Source organism: Dyella sp. GSA-30, from assembly GCF_027924605.1.
In the GTDB taxonomy this organism is placed as follows: domain Bacteria; phylum Pseudomonadota; class Gammaproteobacteria; order Xanthomonadales; family Rhodanobacteraceae; genus GSA-30.
Genome location: NZ_AP027042.1, coordinates 5,207,960 through 5,230,787, shown reverse-complemented (window position 1 = coordinate 5,230,787; position 22,828 = coordinate 5,207,960). Strand labels below are relative to the sequence as shown.

Genomic DNA, 22,828 nt, shown 5'->3' with positions numbered 1-22,828 from the left:
GGTTTAGGGTTCAGCGGGGCTGAACAGGCGGCGCCACACGTAATACACGGGGACTCCGGCCAGGATGATCAGCAGGCCGATGCCCGTATTGACAGGACTGCTGATCAGGCTCTGCACCATGATCCAGCCGACCGTGGCGATAAACAGGATCGGCGGCCACGGATAGCCTGGCACGCGAAAATCCAGCGGTGCGTGGCCGTCGTCGTGGCGGCGATACCAGAACACCGTAGCCACGCCGAATGCGCAGGCCAGCCAGTCGCCGAAGGTGGCGTAGTCGAGCAATTGGCCGTAGCTGCCAGTAATGGTCAGCAGCATGGTCCAGCCGGTCAACAGGATCAGCGCGACGTTCGGCGTGTGATGCTTCGGGTGCAAACGGGCGACGCCGCGAAAGAACAACCCGTCCTCGCCCATCGCCTGCAATACGCGTGCGCCCGACACCAGGGTGATGTTGCAGAACCCGAGCGTCGATATGGCGATGCCGACTGCGATCAGCTTGGCGCCGATCGGGCCGGCCACGTGCTGCATCACATCGGCCGCCGGCGTGGGGCTGTTGGCCAGGCCGGCGTGGCCGAGCACGGCCAGATAGGCGATGTTGACCAGCGCATAGGCGACGATCACCAGCAGCATGCCCAGCAGCAGTGCGCGGGGCAGGGTGCGCTGCGGATTGCGCACTTCGCCGGCAAGGTTATTGAGATAGGTGAAGCCGCTATAGGCGAACAGCACCGGCAGGGCCGCGCCCATGAAGCCCACCCCGATGTGGCTCGGGTCGGCCGTCAACACGTTGCTGCTGCCGACACCGGCAAACACCAGGCCGCAGACCACCAGCATCGCCACGGCCAGCAGTTTCAGCAGGGTGAACAGGTTCTGGATCTGCGCGCCGAGTTTCAGGCCGAACAGGTTGATGCCGATGATGAAGACCAGGCCGCCGACCGCCAGCGGACGAACGATGGTCGGCGGCAGATTGAATACGGCGGCCGTATAGGTGGCAAAGCCTGTCGCCACGGCCGCGGTGGAGCCCGAATAGATCACCAGCAGCATGGTCCAGCCGAACAGGAAACCCGCCAGCGAGCCGAAGGCGTCGCGCAAGTACACGTAGCTGCCACCCGCACGCGGCCGCCGCGCGCCCAGTTCGGCGTAGCACAGCGCGCCGAGCAGGGTCAGCACACCCGCTCCCACCCACACCAGCAACAGGGCGATACCCGAGCTGGTGCGCTGCGCCGCGATATACGAATTGAGGAAAATACCGCCGCCAATGATGCCGCCGACCACGATCAGGGCGGCGTCCCACAGGCTGAGGCGGCGGATATAGCCGCCGGACGTCGAGGGTTCGCTCATGGAGTCTTCATTGCGTGGAACTGCCTCCGAGCATGGCGGTTGGCTCGGTTGGGGGCAAGTCCCGGGTATCAGAATTGAGTTTGCGGGCAAAGGGCTGGCAACATCTTGATATCGTTTTATGGTGCTACTCGGGATACGGGATCTATCCGGTCTGGCATCGGAACCGCTAATTAGGGATATCAATGCAAATCAACAAACTTTTGGCTGTGGTGGCGCTGACTGCCGTCGCTGCGACGAGTCACGCAGACAATTTCTTTGTGAACACGAATCTCGGTGTGTCCAACTATGCGCTGCAGAGTGACGCGCTCGATCGCAGCGGTTACGCGCAAGCGTTGCGTTTCGGTTACCAGTGGGGTGACGACTTCAGCTACGGCGTCGAGACCGGATATGCGAATCTCGGTCATGGACGGACGTACTATCCGCACATCACAGGCACGACCACGACGGTAGAGCGTGTCGATGGTTTCATGCTGGGCGGTAATTTGAAGTACTCATTGCCGCAAGGTTTTTACGTTTCAGGTCGCGCGGGCTTTTTTAGGTCGCGCGACAATATTCACGTCATAGACCGCGTTTGGAGATTGCCCGACACGTCACACTCGGTTTATCGGGACAGTCACGATAAGGTCTCCGGCATGAGCAGCTACGTCGGATTGGGCGTGGGATACGACTTGAACAAGTCGTTTGGCCTGGGTCTCAGCTACGACCGATATCGTGCTCATCAGGACAGGTACAGCGAACTTACTCCTCGGGTCGGCATGTGTTCGGTAACGGCCGAATATCGATTCTAAATCAATGACCTGATGGCGCTGACCGGGTTGTGGATCTCCGGTCGCGTTTTCAAGCGAGATGCAAATTGCGGCACAATAGAGGGGTTGCGCGCGAAAAAAGCGTACCCCTCCCCGTCGAAGCAGCCGCCATGACCTCCATCAAGCAAGCAGACCTGATCCAGAGCGTTGCCGACGCCCTGCAGTACATCAGCTATTACCACCCGGTCGACTACATCACAAATCTCGCCGCCGCCTATGAGCGCGAGGAAAGCCCTGCGGCGAAAGACGCGATGGCGCAGATCCTGATCAACTCCCGCATGGCCGCCGAAGGTCACCGTCCGCTGTGCCAGGACACCGGCATCGTGACGGTGTTTCTGAAGGTCGGCATGAACGTGCGCTGGGACGACGCCACCATGTCGCTGGACGACATGGTCAACGAAGGCGTGCGTCGCGCCTATAACGACCCGGACAACAAGCTGCGCGCCAGCGTGCTGGCCGATCCGGCCGGCAAGCGCAGCAATACCAAGGACAATACGCCGGCGGTGATCAACGTATCAATCGTGCCGGGCGATACGGTCGATGTGATCGTCGCGGCCAAGGGCGGCGGCTCGGAGGCGAAGTCGAAGTTCGCCATGCTCAACCCCTCCGACTCCATCGTCGACTGGGTGCTCAAGACCGTTCCCACCATGGGCGCCGGCTGGTGCCCGCCGGGCATGCTCGGTATCGGTATCGGCGGCACCGCCGAGAAGGCGATGCTGCTGGCGAAAGAGTCGCTGATGGAGCCGATCGATATCCAGGACCTGATCGCGCGCGGTCCGAGCAATCGCGCCGAAGAGCTGCGCCTGGAGCTGTACGAAAAGGTCAATGCGCTCGGTATCGGCGCGCAAGGGCTGGGTGGTCTGACCACTGTGCTCGATATCAAGGTGAAGGACTATCCGACCCACGCAGCGAACTTACCGGTCGCCTTGATCCCCAATTGCGCGGCTACCCGCCACGCGCACTTCACCCTCGATGGTTCGGGCCCGGTCGCGCTCGATCCGCCGTCGCTCAAGGACTGGCCCAAGCTCACTTACGATTCGAGCAAGGGTCGTCGCGTGAACCTCGATACGGTAACCCGTGAAGACGTCGCCAGCTGGAAGCCGGGCGAAGTGCTGCTGCTCAACGGCAAGCTGCTGACCGGCCGCGATGCCGCGCACAAGCGCATGGTCGATATGCTCAACAAGGGCGAGCCGTTGCCGGTGGATTTCACCAATCGTTTCATCTACTACGTCGGCCCGGTCGATCCCGTGCGCGACGAGGTGGTCGGCCCGGCCGGTCCCACCACGGCTACGCGCATGGACAAGTTTACCGAGCAGGTGCTCGCGCAGACCGGCCTGCTTGGCATGGTCGGCAAGGCCGAGCGTGGCCCGGCGGCGATCGAGGCGATCAAGAAGCACCAGTCGGTTTATCTGATGGCGGTCGGCGGCGCCGCGTATCTTGTCTCCAAGGCGATCAAGGCCTCCCGCGTGGTTGGTTTCGCCGACCTGGGGATGGAAGCGATTTATGAGTTCGAGGTTCAGGACATGCCGGTGACGGTCGCGGTGGATTCGCTGGGCACGTCGGTGCATCAGACCGGGCCGAAGGAGTGGCAGGCGCGGATTGGCAAGATTCCGGTGGTCGTGGCCTGATTTAGCGCAAAGTCACTGGGCCCCGGCCTTCGCCGGGGCGACGGTGAGGTAGATATCGTTGCCCCGGCGAAAGCCGGGACGCCACAAAATCACCGAAGCGCCACCTTTGTGCCACCTGTCCGTACCCGGCCGCACGTAGCATTCCGATCGTTTGGACGTCCAAACGCCACGGTTGCAATCCGTCTGCCGCAGCGCAACACTGGCCGGATAACTTTACCCACCACCCACTAGAGATCTCGTGAGCCTGCAAACCCTCGCGCCGCTTTCCGCGGACGCCCCCTGGATCGTGATGAAGTTCGGCGGCACCAGTGTCGCCACGCTCCCACGCTGGCAGAACATTCTGGAGCTGGTCGCCAGCCGCCGTGCCGAAGGTGCACGCGTGCTGGTCGTCGTCTCCGCACTCTCCGGCATCACCGACGCACTCAAACAACTGTGCGCCGAGGGCGAAAAGGGAAAACGCAACGAGGCCGCCAAAGCGATCGCGACGCGGCACGACGAGCTGCTGTCGCATATGCAGTTGGCGATGCCCGATACGCTGGCTGCGCGCCTGAAAGATCTGGCCGCGCTGGCCGACGAGGGTTCCTCCCGTCTGGGCGAGTTGGCCTGGGCTGCGAAGGTGCAGGCGCACGGCGAGCTGCTTTCCAGCGCGCTTGGTGCCGCGTTCCTGACCCATAGCGGCCTGGCGACCGAATGGGTGGACGCACGCGATTGCCTGGCTGCGATCGCGCTGCCCAACCAGAACGAGCGCACCAAGCTGCTGTCGGCGATGGTCGATGCCAAACCCGATCCGGCGCTTTCGGCGCGTCTGGCTGCGCTAGGCGAGGTCTTCATCACGCAGGGCTTTATTGCGCGCGAAAGCGAAGGCCGCACGGTACTACTCGGTCGCGGTGGTTCGGACACGTCGGCGTCGTATTTCGGTGCGCTATTGAAAGCGCAGCGCGTGGAAATCTGGACCGACGTGGCCGGCATGTTCACGGCCAATCCGCGCCAGGTGCCGGGTGCGCGCCTGTTGCAGCGGCTGGACTACGAAGAAGCCCAGGAAATCGCCTCCACCGGTGCGAAGGTGCTCCACCCTCGTTGCTTGTCGCCGTTGCGCGAGCCGCGCGTGCCGCTGCTGATCAAGGACACCAACCGGCCCGAATTGAGCGGTACCCATATCGGCCCCGAGTTGCGCGAGGAAGCGCCAAGCATCAAGGCGATCAGTACGCGCAAGGGCATCACGCTGGTGTCGATGGAATCGGTCGGCATGTGGCAGCAGGTCGGTTTTCTTGCCGACGTGTTCAACCAGTTCAAGAAGCACGGCCTGTCGGTGGACCTGATCGGCTCGGCGGAAACCAACGTCACGGTCTCGCTCGATCCGACCGAAAACCTGCTCGACTCGGACGTGCTGGCCGCGCTGGCCGGCGACCTGGCCAAGGTCTGCCGGGTCAAGGTGATCGCGCCGTGCGCGGCAGTCACCATGGTCGGCCGCGGCATGCGCTCGATGCTGCATCGCCTGCATACGGTGATGGCCGAGTTCGGCCAGCATCGCGTGCACATGATCTCGCAGTCGTCGAACAATCTGAACTTCACTTTCGTGGTCGACGAGAACGTAGTCGACGATCTGCTGCCGCAGCTGCACGAGCAACTGGTGCGGACCGGTGCCATGCGTACCGACGACGCCAGCCTGTTCGGGCCCAGTTGGGAGCGTCTGTACGGCGTGGCGTCCAATGGCCATGATCCGGCATGGTGGATGGATGCGCGGCCGCAGCTGTTGAAGCTCGCCGAGGAACGCAGCCCGCGCTATGTCTACGACATCGCCACCGTGCGCGAACGCGCGCGTTCTCTCAGGGAGAAGCTGCCGGTCGATCGCCTTCTGTTTGCGATCAAGGCCAATTCGCATCCGGCGATCCTGCGTGCGCTGGCCGAAGAAGGCCTGGGCATGGAGTGCGTGTCGCCGGGTGAACTGCAGCGGGTAGCCGAGACTGTGCCGGCCGATACGCCGCGCCTGTTTACGCCGAACTTCGCGCCGCGCAGCGACTATCGCGACGCGCTCAACGCCGGTGTGCTGGTGACTATCGATGCCTTGCATCCGATGGAGCAGTGGGTCGAAACCTTCGAGGGTCACGACATCAGCGTACGCGTCGATCTGGGGCGCGGGCTGGGGCATCACGACAAGGTGCGTACCGGCGGCAGTACCAGCAAGTTCGGACTGCCACTCGATCAGCTCGATGCCTTCGTGCATCTGGCCACCGCGCGTCACGCGCGCATCGTCGGCCTGCATGCGCACCTGGGCTCGGGCGTGCTCGATCCGTCGCATTGGGCCGAGGTCTATGCCCAGCTTGCCAGCATTGCCGAGCGCATTCCCACGGTGGAATTCCTCAATATCGGCGGCGGGCTTGGTGTGCCTTCGCATCCGGGCGAGCGGCCGCTCGATCTCGATGCCGTCGGTGCCGCCTTGGCGGAAGTAAAACAGGTCTATCCGCAGTACAAGCTGTGGATGGAGCCCGGGCGTTTCCTGGTCGCCGAAGCCGGCGTCCTGCTGGCCAAGGTCACCCAGCTCAAGGGCAAGGGCGGCTGGCGCTACCTGGGTGTGGACGCGGGCATGCACAACCTGATCCGGCCGGCGCTGTATGACGCCTGGCACGAAATCGTCAATCTCACCCGCCTGCATGAGCCGGCCACGGCGATGTATCAGGTGGTGGGGCCGATCTGCGAGTCGGGCGACGTGCTGGGCAACGACCGCCGCCTGCCGGAAAGCCGCGAGGACGATGTGATTCTGATCGCCACGACGGGTGCTTACGGTCAGGTGATGTCTTCGCCGTACAATCTGCGCGGGCCGGCCGAAGAAATCGTGCTCGATTGATCAAGATCGCCCGCGTCGCCGACGCGGGCGGATGTCGTTTGGAGAACTAGGTGACCGACGTAATACCGCCTCGCCTGACGCAGGTCTTCCGCTTCGTGCGCTGCAGCTACGCCGACGGCGTGGCCGAGCTGGTGTATGCCTTCGACCAGGGCGAGGAGCTGATCGAACGCGTGCGCTTTCCGCATGCGCCACCGGTGGTGCCGAAGTACGCGCGCGCCTTCGAAGCCGCGCTGAAGGCGCTGCATCTGTTTGCCGGCGTCAGCTACTACAAGGCAGGGGTGCCCCCGAAGATCGACGTGGCCGATGGCCCGCTGGATGATGCGACGGCCGATCTGCTCGATCAGTTGTATCTGCATGGCCTGGCTGAATTTGCTTATCGCAATGGCCTGGATCTGCGCAGCCGTATCGCTTTTCCGCGTGGCGGCAAGGCCGGCCCGACAACCGACGCGTTGGGGTTGCCGGCGCGTACGCTGGTGCCGATCGGCGGTGGCAAGGACTCGCTGGTCGCGGTCGAGGCGATCAAGCAGGCGGGCGGCGAAGCCACGGCCGTATGGGTCGGCAATTCGACCCTGATCGCTGGCTGCGCCGAACGCACCGGCCTGCCGATGCTCAATATCCAGCGCGAACTCGCGCCGGGGCTGTTCGAGCTCAATCGCCAGGGGGCGTGGAACGGGCATATCCCGGTCACTGCCATCAACTCGGCGATCCTTGCGCTGGCTGCCATCCTTTATGGTTTCGACAGCATCGCGTTCGCCAACGAGCGCTCCGCATCGGCAGCGACGCTGGAATACGAGGGCCAGCAGGTCAATCATCAGTGGAGCAAGGGCTATGCGTTCGAGCAGATGTTCGCGGCGTGGCTGCATACGCATGTTGCGGCCGACCTGGATTTCTTCTCGCTGCTGCGCCCGTATTCGGAACTGGCGGTGACGCGGGCATTCGCCAAGCTCACGCCGTATTTCGACGTGTTCTCCAGCTGCAACCGCAACTTCAAGATCCTCGGCCCCAAGCCGGCGGATCGTTGGTGCGGGCAATGCCCGAAATGCCATTTCGTGTTTCTCGCCTTGGCGCCGTTCTTGCCCAAGCCGCGCCTGTTGTCGATCTTCGGCCGCAATCTGCTGGACGACGAAAGTCAGGCCGCGGGCTTTGACGCGCTGCTGGAATATCAGGATCACAAACCCTTCGAATGCGTCGGCGAAGCGGCCGAGGCGCGTGCGGCGATGTATGCCCTGAGCCAGCGTCCGGAGTGGCAGGAGGACGTCCTGATTGCACGCTTTCGCGAGGAAATCCTGCCGCAGCTGGATATCTCGCAGTTGGCCATCGAACCCTGGCTTGAAGCATCGCCGGAACACGGCATCCCTGCGCGCCTGCAGGGCGCGTTGGCGCTGTTCGACTAATTCCATGCGTATCGCCGAGCTGGCCGACAAGCGTGTTGCGATCTGGGGTTTCGGTCGCGAAGGCCGGGCCATCATCGGCGTATTGCGTGCGCGCTTGCCTGGGCTGCCGTTGAGCCTGTTCTGTACCCAGGCCGAGGTGGCCGCGGCACAGGCCTTCGATGCAAACCTCGCCGTGCATGGCGAGGAGCCGGATGCGCAGGCACTGTCCCAGTTCGATGTATTGGTGAAATCGCCTGGCGTTTCCGCTTACAAACCCGCCCTGGTTGAAGCGAAGGCGGGCGGATTGAAGGTCACTTCGGGAACCGCGCTGTGGTTCGCCGAACAGCCCGATGCACATGTCATCGCGGTAACGGGCACCAAGGGCAAAAGCACGACAACCGCGCTGATCGCGCACCTAGCGCGCGCACTGCGTATTCGCACCGCGCTGGCCGGCAATATCGGCATGCAGATGCTGGAACTGCTCGACAGCCGTGCCGAGCTATGGGCGGTGGAACTGTCCAGCTTCCAGACCGGTGAGGCGGGGCCGGTACAGTTGGGCATCGTCACCAGCTTGTACGAGGAGCATCTGGACTGGCACGGTTCGCGCGAACGCTATGTGGCCGACAAGCTCAAGCTGGCCGATGTATCGCGGTATCTGTTGGTCAATGCCTTGCAGCCGGCTTTGCTCGAAAAAACCGCCGAGCATCCGCATCGGCTGCTGTTCGGTCACCCCGAGGGCTGGCATGTTCGCGGTGGGTTTATTCATCGCGGTAACAAGCCTGTGTTTGCGGTGGCCGATCTGCCAGTGCCGGGCGAACACAATGCGCTCAATGCCTGTGCCGCGTTGACGGCGATCGAGGTCAGCGGTGCCGATGCGCTGGCCGCGGCGCCGGCGTTGGCGAGTTTTCATCCCCTGCCGCATCGCCTGCAACCGCTGGGCGAGCGCGACGGCTGGTATTGGATCAACGATTCGATCAGCACCACGCCACAGGCGACGCTGGCGGCCTTGCAAAGCCTGGGCTCGAAGGTGGTCACGGTCATCGTCGGTGGCCACGACCGCGGCCTGGACTGGAGCGACTTCGTGGTGGCCATGATGCGGCAGGCACCGCATGCGATCGTGACACAGGGCGCCAATGGGCCGCGTATCGCCAAGGCCTTGCGCGATGCGTCCTTCGCCGGTCGACTGGTCGAAGTGGCCGATGTCGCGGCTGCGGTGGAGATGGGTCGTTCACTTACTCCGGCCGGCGGTACGATTCTGCTGTCGCCCGGTGCGCCCAGCTTCGATCAGTTTCGCGACTATGCCGATCGTGGCCGCCGTTTCGCCGAGCTGGCAGGTTTCGACGGCCAGACCATTACCGGGATTGGTGGCCTGGGTATAGCCTGAGCGCGTCTTCCCCGACCGCCGAGGAGAGTTATGTCACACGCCTTGCGTTTGCATGTCTCCAACTACGCACCGCGAGCCGACCTGGCGGCGCATGTCCATCACGAAGCATGGTTGTGTCTCGTGCTGAAAGGCAGTTATCGCGAACATATTCGCTCTCGCATCGACGAACATGGCAGCGGCGACCTGTTGTTTTGCCCCGAGCATGCGACGCACAGCCAGCAGATCGGTGCCGAAGGTGCTCGAAAACTGATTTTTTCGCCACCACCGTCCGCCTTGGAATATCTGCTCGACCACGGCAGCAGACTGAGCGAGGCGCCTTACCTGCGCCGTAGCGCACCTCTGTCGCAATTGGGACAGCGCATGTTGCGAGAGCTGCAGATCGGCGACAGTTTTGCTTCCGTTGCCATCGAAGGAATCGCGATGGAACTGCTGGCCTTGCTGGCCAGGCAGGAGCGTGAGATCCCGCAGGTGCCTGACTGGCTGCGGCGACTGCGTGAAAGCATTGACGATGAGCCCGCGCAGGCGTGGTCGCTCGAACGACTGGCGCGCGATGCACGGCGGCATCCGGTGCATGTTGCGCGCTGTTTTCGCCAATCGTACGGTTGCACCATCGGCGAATACATTCGACATGCACGGGTTGCCAAGGCCACCTTGCTGCTGCGTCGAACCCGCATGCCGTTGCTCGATATCGCATTGACCTGCGGCTTTGGCGATGCGTCGACCTTCTCCCGTTCGTTCAAGGCGGCCTTTGGCGTATCGCCATCGAGCTATCGCGAGAATGTGCGCTAAGCACGATCAAGCGCGCTAATCCCAAACAAGCACTGGTGGCAGCCAATCGGTAGGCTGGGTGTTGTTCCATGTCTGGCGTGGGGAGAAGGGTATGCGCAGAGCAATTCCGTATGGGCTGCTGAGCGTGTTGCTAGGGGCGTCGCCATGGGCGATGGCAGAGCAGCAGGTGCCTACTTATCATATTGATCAGCAGGCTTATTTCGATACGCCAACCGACGAAGCAGACGCGCGTCAGAAGCTCGTCAACGACATAGCGGCGCTGAAGTCCCCGGCCATGGGCGATGCCTCCGCGCTGCTCGATTATCTCCGTCATGGCGAGGCTCTTCTAAGGCTGGCGCATAAGCACAGCGCCTATTTGCATCTGCGCGTCGCGCTGGATATCGAAGATACCGCGGCAGTGGATGCCAAAAACGATATCGACAATGCCGCTGGCCGGTTGGTCGATGGTGTTCGTGGCGTATTGCGGACCTGGGGTGATGACGGTTTTGCCGCAGCGGTAAAGCAAGAGCCGGCCTTGGCCAGCTACCGCTATGTGCTGTCACGCGCGCAACGTGGTCTGCCGCACGAGTTGCCGGCCGCGCAGCAAGCCATCCTCGACCAGGTCGCCGAACCCGCGGCCGACGCCTATTGGACGATCTACCAACAAACCCAGCGTGGTATCGATTTTGGCAAGGTGCATACCGCACAAGGCGATCTTGGCGTGGACAAGGATGCCAAGGCGATTGCCCAGGTGCCTGATCGCAGCGTGCGCCAGCAGGCCTGGGAACAGCGCTGGGACGCCTACAACTCACGCGCGGGCACGTTTGCGAGCGTTTTGCTGAGCATCGTGCGACTGAACGACCGAACGGCTCACTTGCAACACTTCGACGATGCGCCGTCCGCGACCTATTTCTCGCGCCAGTTCGATCGCAAGAACGTCGATGAGACGATCGCCGCTACGGCGAAACACGCGGATCTGTTGCAGCGATATCAGACATTGCGTGCCGGGAGGGTGGCCGCTCTGACGGGTGTGAGCGATGTGCAGCCTTGGGACTTGAGCATGGCCGGACAAGGATTTACCCCGCCGGTATTCAATTACGCACAGATGCGCGATATCGCCCATGAGGCGCTGGCTCCGTTAGGTGCGGCTTATGTCACACGTTTCGATGCCTTGCTCGATCCGGGCAACCGTCGCATCGATATTTCACCGGAGCTCGGCAAGCGCGTTAACGACGCGTTTTCGGTCGATGCCCCCGGTGTGCCGCCAGGCCTGTTCGTCAGCCGCTACAGCGGCGACCTGGGAAGCGCCAGCGTCATCATTCACGAAGGCGGCCATGCGATGCATGCGCAGCTGATGGACGAGCACGGCGTGTCGCCGTTCTATACCGGCGGCCCAAGCTGGATGAAGGAAGCCGCGGCGATCCTGAACGAGTTTCTATTGCGCGACTATCTGTACCGGCACGCAAAAGATGCGCAGACCAAGGCGTACTACCTGCAATCCCTGCTCGACGACATGACACTGGAAATCTTTACGTCGGCCGAAGAGGGCGAGTTGGAGCAATCCATCTACGACGGCGTGGCCGCGGGCAAATTGCGCAATGCATCGGACCTCGACGCCTTGACGCTGAAGATCACCGGGCGCTACGAGATATGGCCGGCGAAGCAGCCGCGCCTTGCGCATGTCTGGATGACCAAGCGGTTGATGTACGAAGACCCGCTTTATCTGGCGAACTATCTCTACGCAGGATTGTTTGCGGCAAAGATGTACGACATGGCGCAGCGTGATCCGAAAGATTTCCAGGTGCGCTACACAAGGTTTCTTCAGGACGGTTTCGACGATACGCCACAGAACCTGTTGCACCGGTTTTTCGGCAAGGACATCTCGCCCCAATCCCTGGTCGACGAGGACATGGCCTTGATCGAGCGTAAGGTGGCCGAGTTAGAAAAAGTCTATCGGGACGACAAGCAACACTAAAAAAGCCGCGCTCTAACGAGCGCGGCCTTGGCTTTCTACAACATGGATTGGACTTACCAGATCTTCACGCGCTGCTGCGGATCGAGATAAAGCTTCTGACCCGGTTGAGCCTTGAACGCTTCGTACCAGCCATCGATATTGCGCACGGTCTGTGCGCGATAGTTGCCTGGTGAGTGACCGTCGGTAATCAGCTGCTGGCGTAGCGCGGCGTCACGCGTCTTCTCGCGCCACGACTGCGCGAAGGCGAGGAAGAAACGCTGGTCGCCCGTGAGGCCATCCAGTACCGGTGCCGGCTTGCCACCCAGCGATTTGTGATACGCGGCCAACGCAATGGCCAGGCCGGATACGTCAGCGATGTTTTCGCCCAGCGTCTGCTGCCCGTTGATATGCACGCCAGGCAGCGGTTCGTAGGCATTGTATTGTTCGACCAGACGTTGGCCCGCTGCCTTGAAATGCGCCTGATCGTCCGGCGTCCACCAGTTGGCCATGCGACCTTGTTCGTCGAACTCGGCACCGGTGTTGTCGAAGCTGTGGCTGATCTCGTGACCGATCACCGCGCCGATTGAGCCGTAGTTGGCAGCCGGGTCGGCCTTGGGATCGAAGAACGGTGCCTCGAGAATCGCGGCAGGGAAGTTCAGCGCGTTCTGCAGCGGCAGGTTCACCGCGTTGACCGTCTGCGGCGTCATCCACCATTCGCCCTTGTCGACCGGTTGATCGAGCTTGGCCAGCTGATGCAGGTATTCGAACTTCTCGGCGCGCAGCTGGTTGCCCAGGGCGTCGTCGGCACGGATATCCAGCGAGCTGTAGTTGCGCCAGCTTTCCGGGTAACCGACACCGACGCGCAGGGTCTCGATCTTGGCCTTGGCTTTCTGTTTGGTGGCCGGGGTCATCCAGTCCAGCGTGTCGACGTGATCGTCGAACGCGGCCAGGATATTGGTGACCATCTGCTGCACCTGTTTCTTCGACGAGGCAGGGAAATACCGCTTTACGTATTCCTGCCCGACCGCATCGCCGAGCCCGTTGTTGGTTGCGCTGATCGCGCGTTTCCAGCGATCGCGCTGCTTGGGCGTGCCTTGCAGGGTATGGCCGTAGAACTCGAACGAGAGCGCGTCGAATTCGTGCGGCAGCACCGCGGTGCTGTGGTTGATGGCGTGGAAGGTGAGATAGTCCTTCCAGGTGCCAAGCGGTTCGCTGGCCACCAGGGCGGAAAGTTTGGCGATCGCTTGCGGCTGCCAGGCGTCGATGGTCTTCTGCTTGGACAGGCCCGCCGCGGCAAAATAGGCATTCCAGTCGATGCCCGGTGCATGCTTGGCGTAATCACCGGTCGGCCATGGGTTGTTGGCCTTGTGAACGTCCTGGCTTTCGACCAGGTCCGTCTGCCCCTGGGCGATCTTGGTTTCCAGCGCGAAGATGTTCTTGGCCTTGGTATCGGCGTCGGCCACATTGGCTTGCTTGAGAAGTGCGGCGATGTACTGCTGATATTTTTCGCGCGCGGCGACCATGTCCTTGTCGTTCGACAGGTAGTAGTCGCGACTGGGCATGCCCAGGCCGCCCTGCAGCAGATAAGCGACATTGTGCGAGGGATCTTCCAATCCTTGCGTCACGAACAGGCCGAACAGGTGCTCGGTGTCGAAATTGGTCGAGTTGACCGGATCCACATCGGCACGCAACTCGCCGCCGAGCACGCGCGAGAGGTCGGTGACGTTGCCGATCGCGTTGATCTGATCGAACGAAGCTTTGAGCGGGGCCAGGCCGGCCTTGTCGATCTGCGCGGTGTTCATGAAGGCCGCGTAGTAGTCGGCAATCTTGCGCGGATTGCTGCCTGCCGCCGGGTTGCCCTTGCCCATGTCGCGGATCAGATCCGCATTGCGCTTCTCGGCTTTCTCGAACACCTGCAGGAAGATGCCGGTGCTGGAGCGGTCGGCCGGAATCTGCGCCGTCTTGCGCCAGCTTTCATTGGCGTAGCCGTCGAAATCGTCGCCAGGCTTGATCGCGTGGTCGATGCCGGCCAGGTCGATCCCCGAGGGGCTGGTTTTTGCGGTCTTTGCGGGAGCATCGGCGGCTTGGACGCCAACGAGCGCGGTCGAGCCACCGATGACGGCGGCGGTAAGAATCCAACGAAGTCGCTGCACGGCGATGACCTCTCAAAGAAGTGGGAAGGCCACGATAGATCGCTTGGTGCGGGTTTGGTGCATGACTGATGGGCTAGGGCAGGAGCCCCCCTCACCCCAGCCCTCTCCCCCGGCAGAGCCAGGGGAGAGGGGGCACATTGAGGCAATGTTTGAATCGTGCGCGCTTTTTAGCTCCCTCTCCCCTGGCTTCGCCGGGGGAGAGGGCTGGGGTGAGGGGGGCTCTAAACCCTCACTTCTCAATCCGATAATTCAAACTAGCCCGACTGAAGTCCGTCGCGTTCTGCGCCTCGAAATTCCACCGATGGCTCAACCGGTAACGCAAGGTAATGACCTGGCCCGGCTCGAACAGCCCCACGCCATAGCTCAGATACAAGCGCGGCGAAAGGTACTTGCCGACCGTAAACGCCGACGTACCGCCCAGCGCCTCGTTGCTCGAGACGCCGATGTCGTCGACGCCGATCTTCGAGCCGATGCTCTTGGCCAGCAGATCGCCTGCGGCCGATCCCAGCGCCTGCGCGGCCGCCCCCACCATGCTGCCTTCACCGCCCTTGACCTGCGACAGCGGCTTGCCGGTGATCAAGTAGGAGAGAGCGTCCGATTGCTCCATCACCGGGTTGGAGAACACCGTCAGCACCGGGCGTTGTGCCGTACCCGACACGTATAGCCCGACCTTCTGGCCATCGTCGATGGTCGCGTTCGGGCTGAGCTTGCGCGCGGCGCGGATATCCAGGCCGGGGTTGTCGATCGGCGTACTGGCGAAGAGCAGGCGGCCCTGCTCAATATTGAGGTTCTGGCCGTAAGCCTTGTAGATACCGTCGACCGTGATCTGGCCCTGACCGGTCGTCGCGCGACCGGGACGCTCGCTCACATTCAGTACGCCGCTGAGACGTCCGTCGAGCCCCATGCCGACCAGGTGGGTCTTGCGGCCCAGATCGACCTTGATCTGCGCGGTGATCGGCATTTTGGCGGCTTCTTCCTGCTGCTTCTTCTCATCGACGACGACCACGTCGGGCGAAGCCTGGGTTGCGCCCGCGCCGGGGAGCTTGGAGACATCGACGTCGGCGCTTTCGAGCAGGACCGAACCGCCGACATCGATGCCCTTGGCATCTTGTTTGATGACCAGATCGGGGGAAATCACCACCTTGGCAGCAGGGATGTCCGCGGCGGTGAACTGGCTGCCTTTGATGGTAAGCGCCGTTTGCGCGTTCTGGCCGATGCCGGCATAGCCATCAATCGCCAACGCTCCCTTGCCCGATTGCACGCCGCCCTGAATCTGAAAGCGCTGCGCATCGGTCGTGCTGACGGTGAGCTTGCCTTGCGTCAGCTTGAGGCCGGCAACGGGCACTTCCGCGGCAAAATCTTCGACATCGGCTTGGCCGGTGATCGCGGGCTCCTTCACCGTCCCGCCAAGGTGGAACTGTCCGTTGAGGCGTCCCTTGACGCTGGCGATTTCGTTGGTGAAAAGCTCGATCAGCGACAGATCGTTGAAGCGAAGATTGATCTGGCCGGAGAGATTTTGCTGCGCGCCGTTGATCGCGACCTGGCCGTCCAGACGGCCACCGTCATTGAAGTTGGCGCTCAAGGTCGCGTGTTGGCTGGTTGGGCTCAGCTCGGCATTCAGCGCCAGATCGGTGTAACTGAGCAGCGGACGGTCGGCATGTTCCACATAGGTCACCGTGCCGCGCGTGGAGCTGATGGTCGCGTTGCCGCTGAGTGCGCCGGCCGCATTACGGCGGATCGCGCCGTTGCCGTTGAGCACGCCATCGGCGCGCATGGGCAGGTCGCTCGAGCCGGCGATACTCGTCAACAGCGCGAGCGGCAGGTCATGCAGACGATAGCTTGCATCGAGATTGCCGGCTTTGTCCTGCTTGGCCGCCGCGCACAGTTGCGGCGCACCGGCGGTGAGGCACAGCTCCGACAGGTTCAAGGCGCCGTCGTTGTAACCGAGCTTTGTTGGTTGCTGCAGACGCCAGCGCGGAATGCCTTTGGGCTCCAGATCGAAGCGCGACAGCGTGCCGTTCCAGTTGCTTCCCTTGAGTGTGCCGCTCAGGCTCAATCCGGTGGAAAGCTGATCGCCACGCGCATCGAGGGTCAGGCTGTGCTGCGCGGAGGTGCCGTTGCCGTGCAGGTCGACTTCGCGAAAGACGAAGCCGCCAGCGGTCACGCCTTGCGTGGTCAGATCGAGCTTGCCGCCAGGGTTGCTGATATCGGGCACGTCGGCGGTCAATTGCAACTTCTCGATCTGCTGGCCTGCGTAGGTCACCGCGGTACCATTCAGGCGCCCATCGATCGCCAGCTTGGGCAACTTGCCACGCACGCGAAAGTCGCCATTGAGCTTGCCGGCTGCCTCAGGTAGCCAGTCGCCCAGTGACGCTATGGCGAGCGTCAGATCGATATCGTTGCTGGTGCCTGGCTTCGCGGCGATATCGACGGTGCTACCGCCAGAAGCGAGTTCGAGCTTGCCGTCCACGACCTGGGTCGGACTGACATGCAGCTTGCCGCTACCCTTGATCGCACGGTCGCGCAGTTTGCCTTCGAGCTTGCGGATTTCCACGGTCGCGTCGGGCTGATCTTTCGGCAGTGTGCCCTGGGTGACCAGGTCCATATTCAAGGCGCCGTCCCAGCCGGCCAGCAACTGCCCCGGATTGAGATTCTCCGAAGTCAGCTGCATCTGCCAGGCCAGTGCAGGCTGCAGATCGAGCGTGCCCTTGGCCAGCAGATGTCCACGCGGCTGCTTCAACTCGAGCGTGTGGAGGTTGATCTGTTTCTGCGTGCCATCGAGATTGAGCGCGAGCTTGGCGAGATTTCCCGGCGGCCCGATATCGACATCGCCTTCGGTATGGAACTGCTCGGCGCTGCCCTTGACCGTGATGTCGCCACGACTGGCCAGATCCTGTCCCACCAGATTGGCCGGCAACAACACGTCCTTCCAATGCAGTGCCAAGTCGGCACTGACCGGCTGTGCACCGAGTTGCACCGTGCCGCTAGCGCTCAATGCACCCTTGATCTGTGGCGAGCCGAGGTTGAGTTCGTCCAGCGTGAGCAGCTTGAAGTCGTCGCTGAAATGCGCACGCAGCGGCTTGAGTTGCAGCTGGTATTGGTTGATGCCGACTTGGCCGTTGACGTTGCCGCCATGACGATTGCCGCTGCCCTGGATATCCAGCGCGAGCGTCTTGAGCGCGCTGTCGCCCAGCAAAGGTTTGGGATCGAAAGCGGGCAGGGCGACCTTGGCCGTCCACGGATACTCGCCGCTCTGGGTCAGGTCCAGGTCGATCTGCGCGGCCATCGGCTGGCTGAGCTTGAGACCTACCTTCACCTGCTTGCCGTCGCCATGCGCTTCGATATCGCCGGCATAGTCGACGCCGGCTACCTTCCAGCCGAAGCCGAGTGCGCCGTCGCCCTTTTCGTCGGTGCTGATTGCCAGCTCGCCGTTGAGATCGGCATGGCCGTCCGGCGCGCGCAATGTCAGTTTGTGCAGCCCGATGCCCTTGGCGGTCCATTGGCCAGCCAGATCGAGATTGTCCGAGAGGAACAACGGCTGTTGCTGGTGATCGTCCTGTGCCTGCGTGATGCGCACCTTGCCTACATGTACGCGATCGAGCTGCAGATCGATCGGCGGCTTGAGCGAAAAGCTGCTCTGACTTTCGGGTTCTTCGGGAGCGGGTTTGGGCAGAGCGACATCGACACCCTCGACCTGCAGGTTCAGTACATGCACGCGTTTGCGCAGCAAGGGCCAGATACGCAGGTCCAGCTCGGCTTGCGCCACTTTGGCATCCAGGCCGGAACCGTCGGCATAACGCAGCCCGGAAAGCTTGAGCGGTCCGATCAGGCGACCTTCGGCGTGCTGCACGGTGAGCGCGCCGTCGGTGAAGTGCTGCGCCTGGGCAAGCGCGAAGCGCAAGCCGCCGGCGCTGCCAAGCAGCCACCACAGCGCCGCCGTCAGCAGCACCAGCAGGGCGGCAAGCGCCAATGCCACGCGTTTTAGCCACTTCCTCATGTCTTGCCTTCCTCATTGCGGGATCGGCGCGGCGAGCTCAAGCGCGATCCGTTGCCGCATTACAGATCCGGTCCGATCACCAGATGCAGTTCCACGCCGTGACGCTGCTGATCGTTGATCGGCGTGCCCAGGTCGACGCGAATCATGCCTACCGGCGACAGCCAGCGTACGCCCAGACCCGTGCCAATGCGCGGGCTGTAGTTGGTGCCACTGAACGCATTGCCGGCGTCGACGAAAGCCGCCATGCCCCAATTCTTGGTGAAGTAATGCTCGACTTCGGTACTGGCGACCAACAGGTTCTTGCCGCCTATCACGCGGCCGAACGCATTTTTCGGGGCAATGGTCTGGAAGCCGTAGCCACGAACGGAGCGGTCGCCGCCGGCGAAGAAGCGCAACTGTGGCGGCAGTGCGTCGAAGTTGCCGGTCACGGTGTAACCCATGGCCCCGCGTAGAATCAGGCGATCGCGGCGCGTGAACGCGCGAATCCATTTGGCATCGGCCGCGATCTGGCTGAAACGCGTATCGGACAGCAGCGTGCCAACCGTACTGCGCGCGTAGATGTTTACCGCCCAACCTTTGCGCACGAAGGTGGGATTGTCGGCGACTTTGCGCGACAGCGAGACTTCCGGGTAGACCAGGGTGCTGCGGCCATGTTCGATGCCCGCGGCATTCTCGTTCTCGTTGGCCTCCTGGCCCACGGTGAACGTGCCCGACAGCGCGTGCAGGCCGACCGTGCGCGTCCAGCCATGCCACAGGCGCGTTTCATTGGCGACGAGTTCGAGCGTGCGGGACTTGGATGTGTCGGTATTGGCGTCGCGAAAGTTGGCGCCGAAGTTGAAGCTGCGCTGATTCTGGCCGGGCATGGGAATTGAATACAACGTCGACAGCGTCTTCAGTCGCTGCGCCAGCACCAGTTCGTTCTTCCATTTGTGGCCGCGGGCGTTGACCCAGCGGCGTTCCATGCTGGCGCGCACGCCGACGCCGGTATCGGTGCCGATAAAGGGGCCACCGGTGTAGATGGTGCGTTTGGCTGGCGCAAGCTCGACTTTGACGTCGACCTCGCCATGCGCTTTTGCATCGACCTCGGGTAGCACGTTGACTACCGAGAAATAATCCGCGCCGTTCAAGGCCTGCTGCAATTGCAGCAGCTGGTCCTGGTCGAAGTAGTCGCCGGATTTGAATGGCACATAGCGGTCGAGAAAGCCCTGGCGAAACTGCGAGCCTTCGAAATGCACCGTGCCATAGCGATAGCGCTGCCCCGCCTCCCAGGCCAGCTTGATCACCGCGCTGTGCTCGCTGCGATTGACTTCGACACGATGGGTGACCAGCCTGGCATCGAGGAAGCCGGTTGCCGTAAGCGCGCCGCTGAGGCTGTCGCGCGCGCTGTCGTAGGCCCCATCGTTGAGCACCTGGTCCTTGAGTCGCTCGACCGCCCGCTTGGCGCGTCGTACGGCGGGGATGTTGGCGGCGGTCTTGTCCAGTTGCACATCGACGGCGGTCACCTTGACCGGCTCGCCAGGTTTGACGTGCAGGATGACCTGCCAGTCCTTGCCGACCTGCTTGATATCGCCGTCGACGCTGGGCTCGTAGTAGCCGTAAGGCTGCAGGGCCAGTGTGACCTGATCGTGCGCGCGCTCGTACAGCCGGCGCGCCTGCGCCTCGGTGACATCGCGGTTGGCGTACTGCGCCAGTTCGACCGTGGAGGTGATCGCGCCCTTGAGGTTGTCGTCCACGCCGTCCACAACGAGTTGCACGCCGGCATGGGCCAGCGACGTGCACAGCAACAGCGGTAGCAGGATCGAGCCTTGGCGGCGGTTCCAACGCATGCGTAGGTTCCATCTACGGGAAAGTCGATGGTTCCCCTTCGGAACACATCACGGCGTCGAGCTTAATGGCGGCAATGTTGACCGCAAATGTACCGGTGACACCAATTTATTCGAACTGCTACGAAAAATGGCCGTCGATCTGGTAGACAAGGCGGGATCAGCCCGCCTTGTCGCCTGCCTTGTGCGCGATCCAGGCGCCACAGACGGCCGAAACATAGGGAATCGATTGCGCCGCCAGGATGACCATCCACAGCCGGCCTTCGATGTACTGCGAGCCTACGCTGGTGGCCATGCCGATCACACACAGCAGCAGCACGAAGGCCATCAGCAGTTCCTCGCGCACCGGTGTGAACGCCGCGAAGCTCGACTCGCCCAGGCGACGGCTCTTGGCCGTCACGATGAAGGCGGTCTTCTTGCGCGTCAGGCCATGCAGGATGCCGCGTGCGATGGCGTGCGACAGGCCCATGCTGGCCAGCGACGCCATCAGCGTGTCGTACCAGCTGCATGGGACGCGTGCGCGGTAGAGCACGATGCCGAAGATCGCCTTGGCGAAGAAGAACCCGATCACCGGGATCAGGAACAGCTGCATCGGCAGGTTGAACAGCGAGGGCAGGCCGATCATGCCGGCGGTCCAGAAGATCGCCATCAGGGTGAAGATCAGGTGCAGCGCATCGGCAAACCAGCTGAACCAGCCGGTGAGGAAGTGGAAGCGCTGGCCGCCCGAAAGCGGGCCCTTCTTGGTCATCCAGTCCCAACGGCCCTTGAGGATCTGCATCGCGCCGAAGGCCCAGCGGTAGCGCTGGCTCTTGTACGCCTTGAAGTCGGCCGGGGTCAGGCCCTTGCCCATCAATTCATCGACATAGACTAGCTCGTAGCCGGCATGCATCAGGCGCAGGCCCAGCTCGGCGTCTTCGCAGATCGTCCATTCGGACCAGCCGCCGGTGCCTTCCAGCGCGGAGCGGCGAACCATCGTCATCGTGCCGTGCTGGATGATCGCGTTGCGCTCGTTGCGATGATGCATGCCGATGCGGAAGAAGCCGTCGTATTCCCAGGCGGTCATGCGGCGGAAGGTGTTGTGCTCGTACTCGCGGTGCGCCTGCGGGCACTGCACCACGGCCACCTTCGGGTCGTGGAAGTAGCCGGTGAGGGTGGACAGCCAATCGGCACGCACTTCGTAGTCGGCATCTATGACCGCGACCACGTCGGCGGCCGGATCGGTTTCCTTCAGGCCGAAGTTCAGCGCGCCTGCCTTGTAGCCTGGCCACGGTTCCAGATGGAAGAAGCGGAAGCGCGAACCGAGCTTCTCGCAATATTCCTGCACCGGCTTCCAGACGTTCGGGTCCTTGGTGTTGTTGTCGATCACCAGGACTTCGTAGTTGGCATATTCGAGCTTGGCCAGCGAATCGAGCGTGACGATGACCATCTCCGGCGGCTCGTTGTAGCAGGCCAGATGGATTGACACGAACGGCTGCTTGGCCGGCGGATCGGGTGTCAGCATGGTGGCGTGACGCACCCAGCTGCGACGCCACAGCACCTCGGTGAACTCGAAGCCGTTGATCAGCAGGATCGCCAGGATCGCGATCTGCGCCGGGAACAACAGCACCAGCATGGTCCAGTCGACCCAGCTGAGGTAGAAGTTGAAGGGCAGGGTCGCTGACCACACGATCAGGCCGCAGGCCAGCTGGATCAGCGCACAGAAGAAGAACCGTCCCATCAGCTTGAAGCGGCTGTAATGGCGGGCGAACCAGATCATCGGGAGCAGCGCGAGCAGGCTGGCGGCGATCGCCTTCCACGGCCACATCACGTCCTCAGTGACCGGCCCGGTGAAGGGGAACTTCAGCTGGCGATCGGCATTGAACATGCCCCAGTAGGCCTCGGTGCGCCCGGACAGCTGTTCCTTCCAGGGCTGATCGAAGGCTTCCATGATGTAGTAGTCGATCTTTTCCTTCTTGGCGATGTTGAACCAGTCGCGCAGGAAGATCGCCTCGTTCGACACCGACGGGTCGGCGTACTGGAAGCGGTTGCCATTGGACGGCCAGCCGATTTCGCCGATCACGATCGGCTTGTCCGGGAACATCTGCTTGAGCGAGTTGTAGCTGCCCAACGCAGCCCCGACACCGGCGCTACGGGGAATGCCGTTCCAGTAAGGGAACAGATGCACCGTGATGAAGTCGACGTGTTGCGCCAGCTCCGGATAGCGTGCCCACATATGCCACGGCTCGGCAATTGACACCGGCTGATGCACCGCTGCGCGTACGCGGTCGGCGTAGGCCATCAATTGTTCCGGCGACATGTTGTTGCGGAACAACACCTCGTTGCCGACGATGACGCGGGTGATCGTATTCGGGTAGCGGCGTGCCTGGGCGATCAGCGCCTGGATCTCTTTCTCGTTGTTGTCCAGGCGGTTGTCCAGCCACGCACCGGCCATCACCTGCAGGCCTTCCTTCTCGGCCAGGCGATAGACCTGCGGGTTCTCCAGCATCGCGTAGGTGCGGATACGTGGGCTGTACTGGCGCAACAGCTTCAGGTCGCTATCGACCTCGTCGTCGCTGGGGAAATCCTGCTTCAGCGGATTCTGGTAGCGCTGAAAAGCCGACAGGGCAAAGCCGCCGATCGGCCCGTGCCAGTCGTCGGGACCGCGCGGCAGGTTGCTCCACCACCACAGGCCCACGTTCATCGCGGCCACCACGATGGCGAGCAAAACCGCTGCGATGAATGGATGACGGCTGTCCTGAATAGCTGGTGTCGAGCTCAAAACG

At 62.5% G+C, this 22,828-nt stretch carries 12 protein-coding genes; 7 read left to right on the top strand and 5 right to left on the bottom strand.

What is annotated here, in order from left to right; genetic code table 11:
* Positions 1-3: 3 nt before the first annotated feature.
* Positions 4-1,335 (bottom strand): APC family permease, encoded by a 1,332-nt coding sequence (locus QMG46_RS22565; RefSeq protein WP_281850148.1) that lies wholly within the window; start codon positions 1,333-1,335, stop codon positions 4-6.
* A gap of 182 nt (positions 1,336-1,517) precedes the next feature.
* Between QMG46_RS22565 and QMG46_RS22560 the strand changes: the two genes are divergently transcribed.
* The 7 genes from QMG46_RS22560 to QMG46_RS22530 all read left to right on the top strand — a co-directional run bounded on the left by QMG46_RS22560 (position 1,518) and on the right by QMG46_RS22530 (position 12,114).
* Entirely contained in the window at positions 1,518-2,123 is a 606-nt protein-coding gene (locus QMG46_RS22560) for an outer membrane protein (RefSeq protein ID WP_281850146.1), read from the top strand.
* Positions 2,124-2,251: 128 nt separating this feature from the next.
* Complete coding sequence (locus QMG46_RS22555; protein ID WP_281850145.1) at positions 2,252-3,769, top strand: fumarate hydratase; 1,518 nt, start codon at positions 2,252-2,254, stop codon at positions 3,767-3,769.
* Between the two features lie 289 nt (positions 3,770-4,058).
* Positions 4,059-6,614 (top strand): bifunctional aspartate kinase/diaminopimelate decarboxylase, encoded by a 2,556-nt coding sequence (locus tag QMG46_RS22550; RefSeq protein ID WP_281852953.1) that lies wholly within the window; start codon positions 4,059-4,061, stop codon positions 6,612-6,614.
* A gap of 50 nt (positions 6,615-6,664) precedes the next feature.
* Positions 6,665-8,008: a UDP-N-acetyl-alpha-D-muramoyl-L-alanyl-L-glutamate epimerase gene (gene murL / locus QMG46_RS22545; protein WP_281850144.1), complete on the top strand. Its 1,344-nt coding sequence runs from the start codon at positions 6,665-6,667 to the stop codon at positions 8,006-8,008.
* 4 nt (positions 8,009-8,012) lie between these two features.
* The gene (murD, locus tag QMG46_RS22540) at positions 8,013-9,371 is read left to right on the top strand and encodes a UDP-N-acetylmuramoyl-L-alanine--D-glutamate ligase (protein WP_281850143.1); all 1,359 of its coding nucleotides are present in this window, start codon (positions 8,013-8,015) and stop codon (positions 9,369-9,371) included.
* 30 nt (positions 9,372-9,401) lie between these two features.
* On the top strand, positions 9,402-10,160 hold the full coding sequence (locus QMG46_RS22535) for a helix-turn-helix transcriptional regulator (protein ID WP_281850142.1): 759 nt from the start codon (positions 9,402-9,404) through the stop codon (positions 10,158-10,160).
* A gap of 91 nt (positions 10,161-10,251) precedes the next feature.
* Positions 10,252-12,114 (top strand): M3 family metallopeptidase, encoded by a 1,863-nt coding sequence (locus tag QMG46_RS22530; protein WP_281850141.1) that lies wholly within the window; start codon positions 10,252-10,254, stop codon positions 12,112-12,114.
* 53 nt (positions 12,115-12,167) lie between these two features.
* Here QMG46_RS22530 and QMG46_RS22525 read toward each other — a convergent pair whose 3' ends face one another.
* The 4 genes from QMG46_RS22525 to QMG46_RS22510 form a co-directional block, all read right to left on the bottom strand.
* On the bottom strand, positions 12,168-14,246 hold the full coding sequence (locus QMG46_RS22525; RefSeq protein WP_281850140.1) for a M13 family metallopeptidase: 2,079 nt from the start codon (positions 14,244-14,246) through the stop codon (positions 12,168-12,170).
* 229 nt (positions 14,247-14,475) lie between these two features.
* A complete protein-coding gene (locus tag QMG46_RS22520) occupies positions 14,476-18,243 on the bottom strand; it encodes a translocation/assembly module TamB domain-containing protein (RefSeq protein WP_281850139.1) in 3,768 nt (1,255 codons plus the stop codon).
* A 59-nt stretch (positions 18,244-18,302) separates the two neighbouring features.
* A complete protein-coding gene (locus QMG46_RS22515) occupies positions 18,303-20,069 on the bottom strand; it encodes an autotransporter assembly complex protein TamA (RefSeq protein WP_281850138.1) in 1,767 nt (588 codons plus the stop codon).
* A gap of 157 nt (positions 20,070-20,226) precedes the next feature.
* Positions 20,227-22,824: a glycosyltransferase gene (locus QMG46_RS22510; RefSeq protein ID WP_281850137.1), complete on the bottom strand. Its 2,598-nt coding sequence runs from the start codon at positions 22,822-22,824 to the stop codon at positions 20,227-20,229.
* Positions 22,825-22,828 lie beyond the last annotated feature (4 nt).

Coding starts and splice junctions, on each gene's coding strand:
- QMG46_RS22565 (WP_281850148.1), bottom strand. CDS start 1,335: ATGAGCGAACCCTCGACGTCCGGCGGCTATATCCGCCGCCTCAGCCTG.
- QMG46_RS22560 (WP_281850146.1), top strand. CDS start 1,518: ATGCAAATCAACAAACTTTTGGCTGTGGTGGCGCTGACTGCCGTCGCT.
- QMG46_RS22555 (WP_281850145.1), top strand. CDS start 2,252: ATGACCTCCATCAAGCAAGCAGACCTGATCCAGAGCGTTGCCGACGCC.
- QMG46_RS22550 (WP_281852953.1), top strand. CDS start 4,059: ATGAAGTTCGGCGGCACCAGTGTCGCCACGCTCCCACGCTGGCAGAAC.
- murD (WP_281850143.1), top strand. CDS start 8,013: ATGCGTATCGCCGAGCTGGCCGACAAGCGTGTTGCGATCTGGGGTTTC.
- QMG46_RS22535 (WP_281850142.1), top strand. CDS start 9,402: ATGTCACACGCCTTGCGTTTGCATGTCTCCAACTACGCACCGCGAGCC.
- QMG46_RS22530 (WP_281850141.1), top strand. CDS start 10,252: ATGCGCAGAGCAATTCCGTATGGGCTGCTGAGCGTGTTGCTAGGGGCG.
- QMG46_RS22520 (WP_281850139.1), bottom strand. CDS start 18,243: ATGAGGAAGTGGCTAAAACGCGTGGCATTGGCGCTTGCCGCCCTGCTG.
- QMG46_RS22515 (WP_281850138.1), bottom strand. CDS start 20,069: ATGCGTTGGAACCGCCGCCAAGGCTCGATCCTGCTACCGCTGTTGCTG.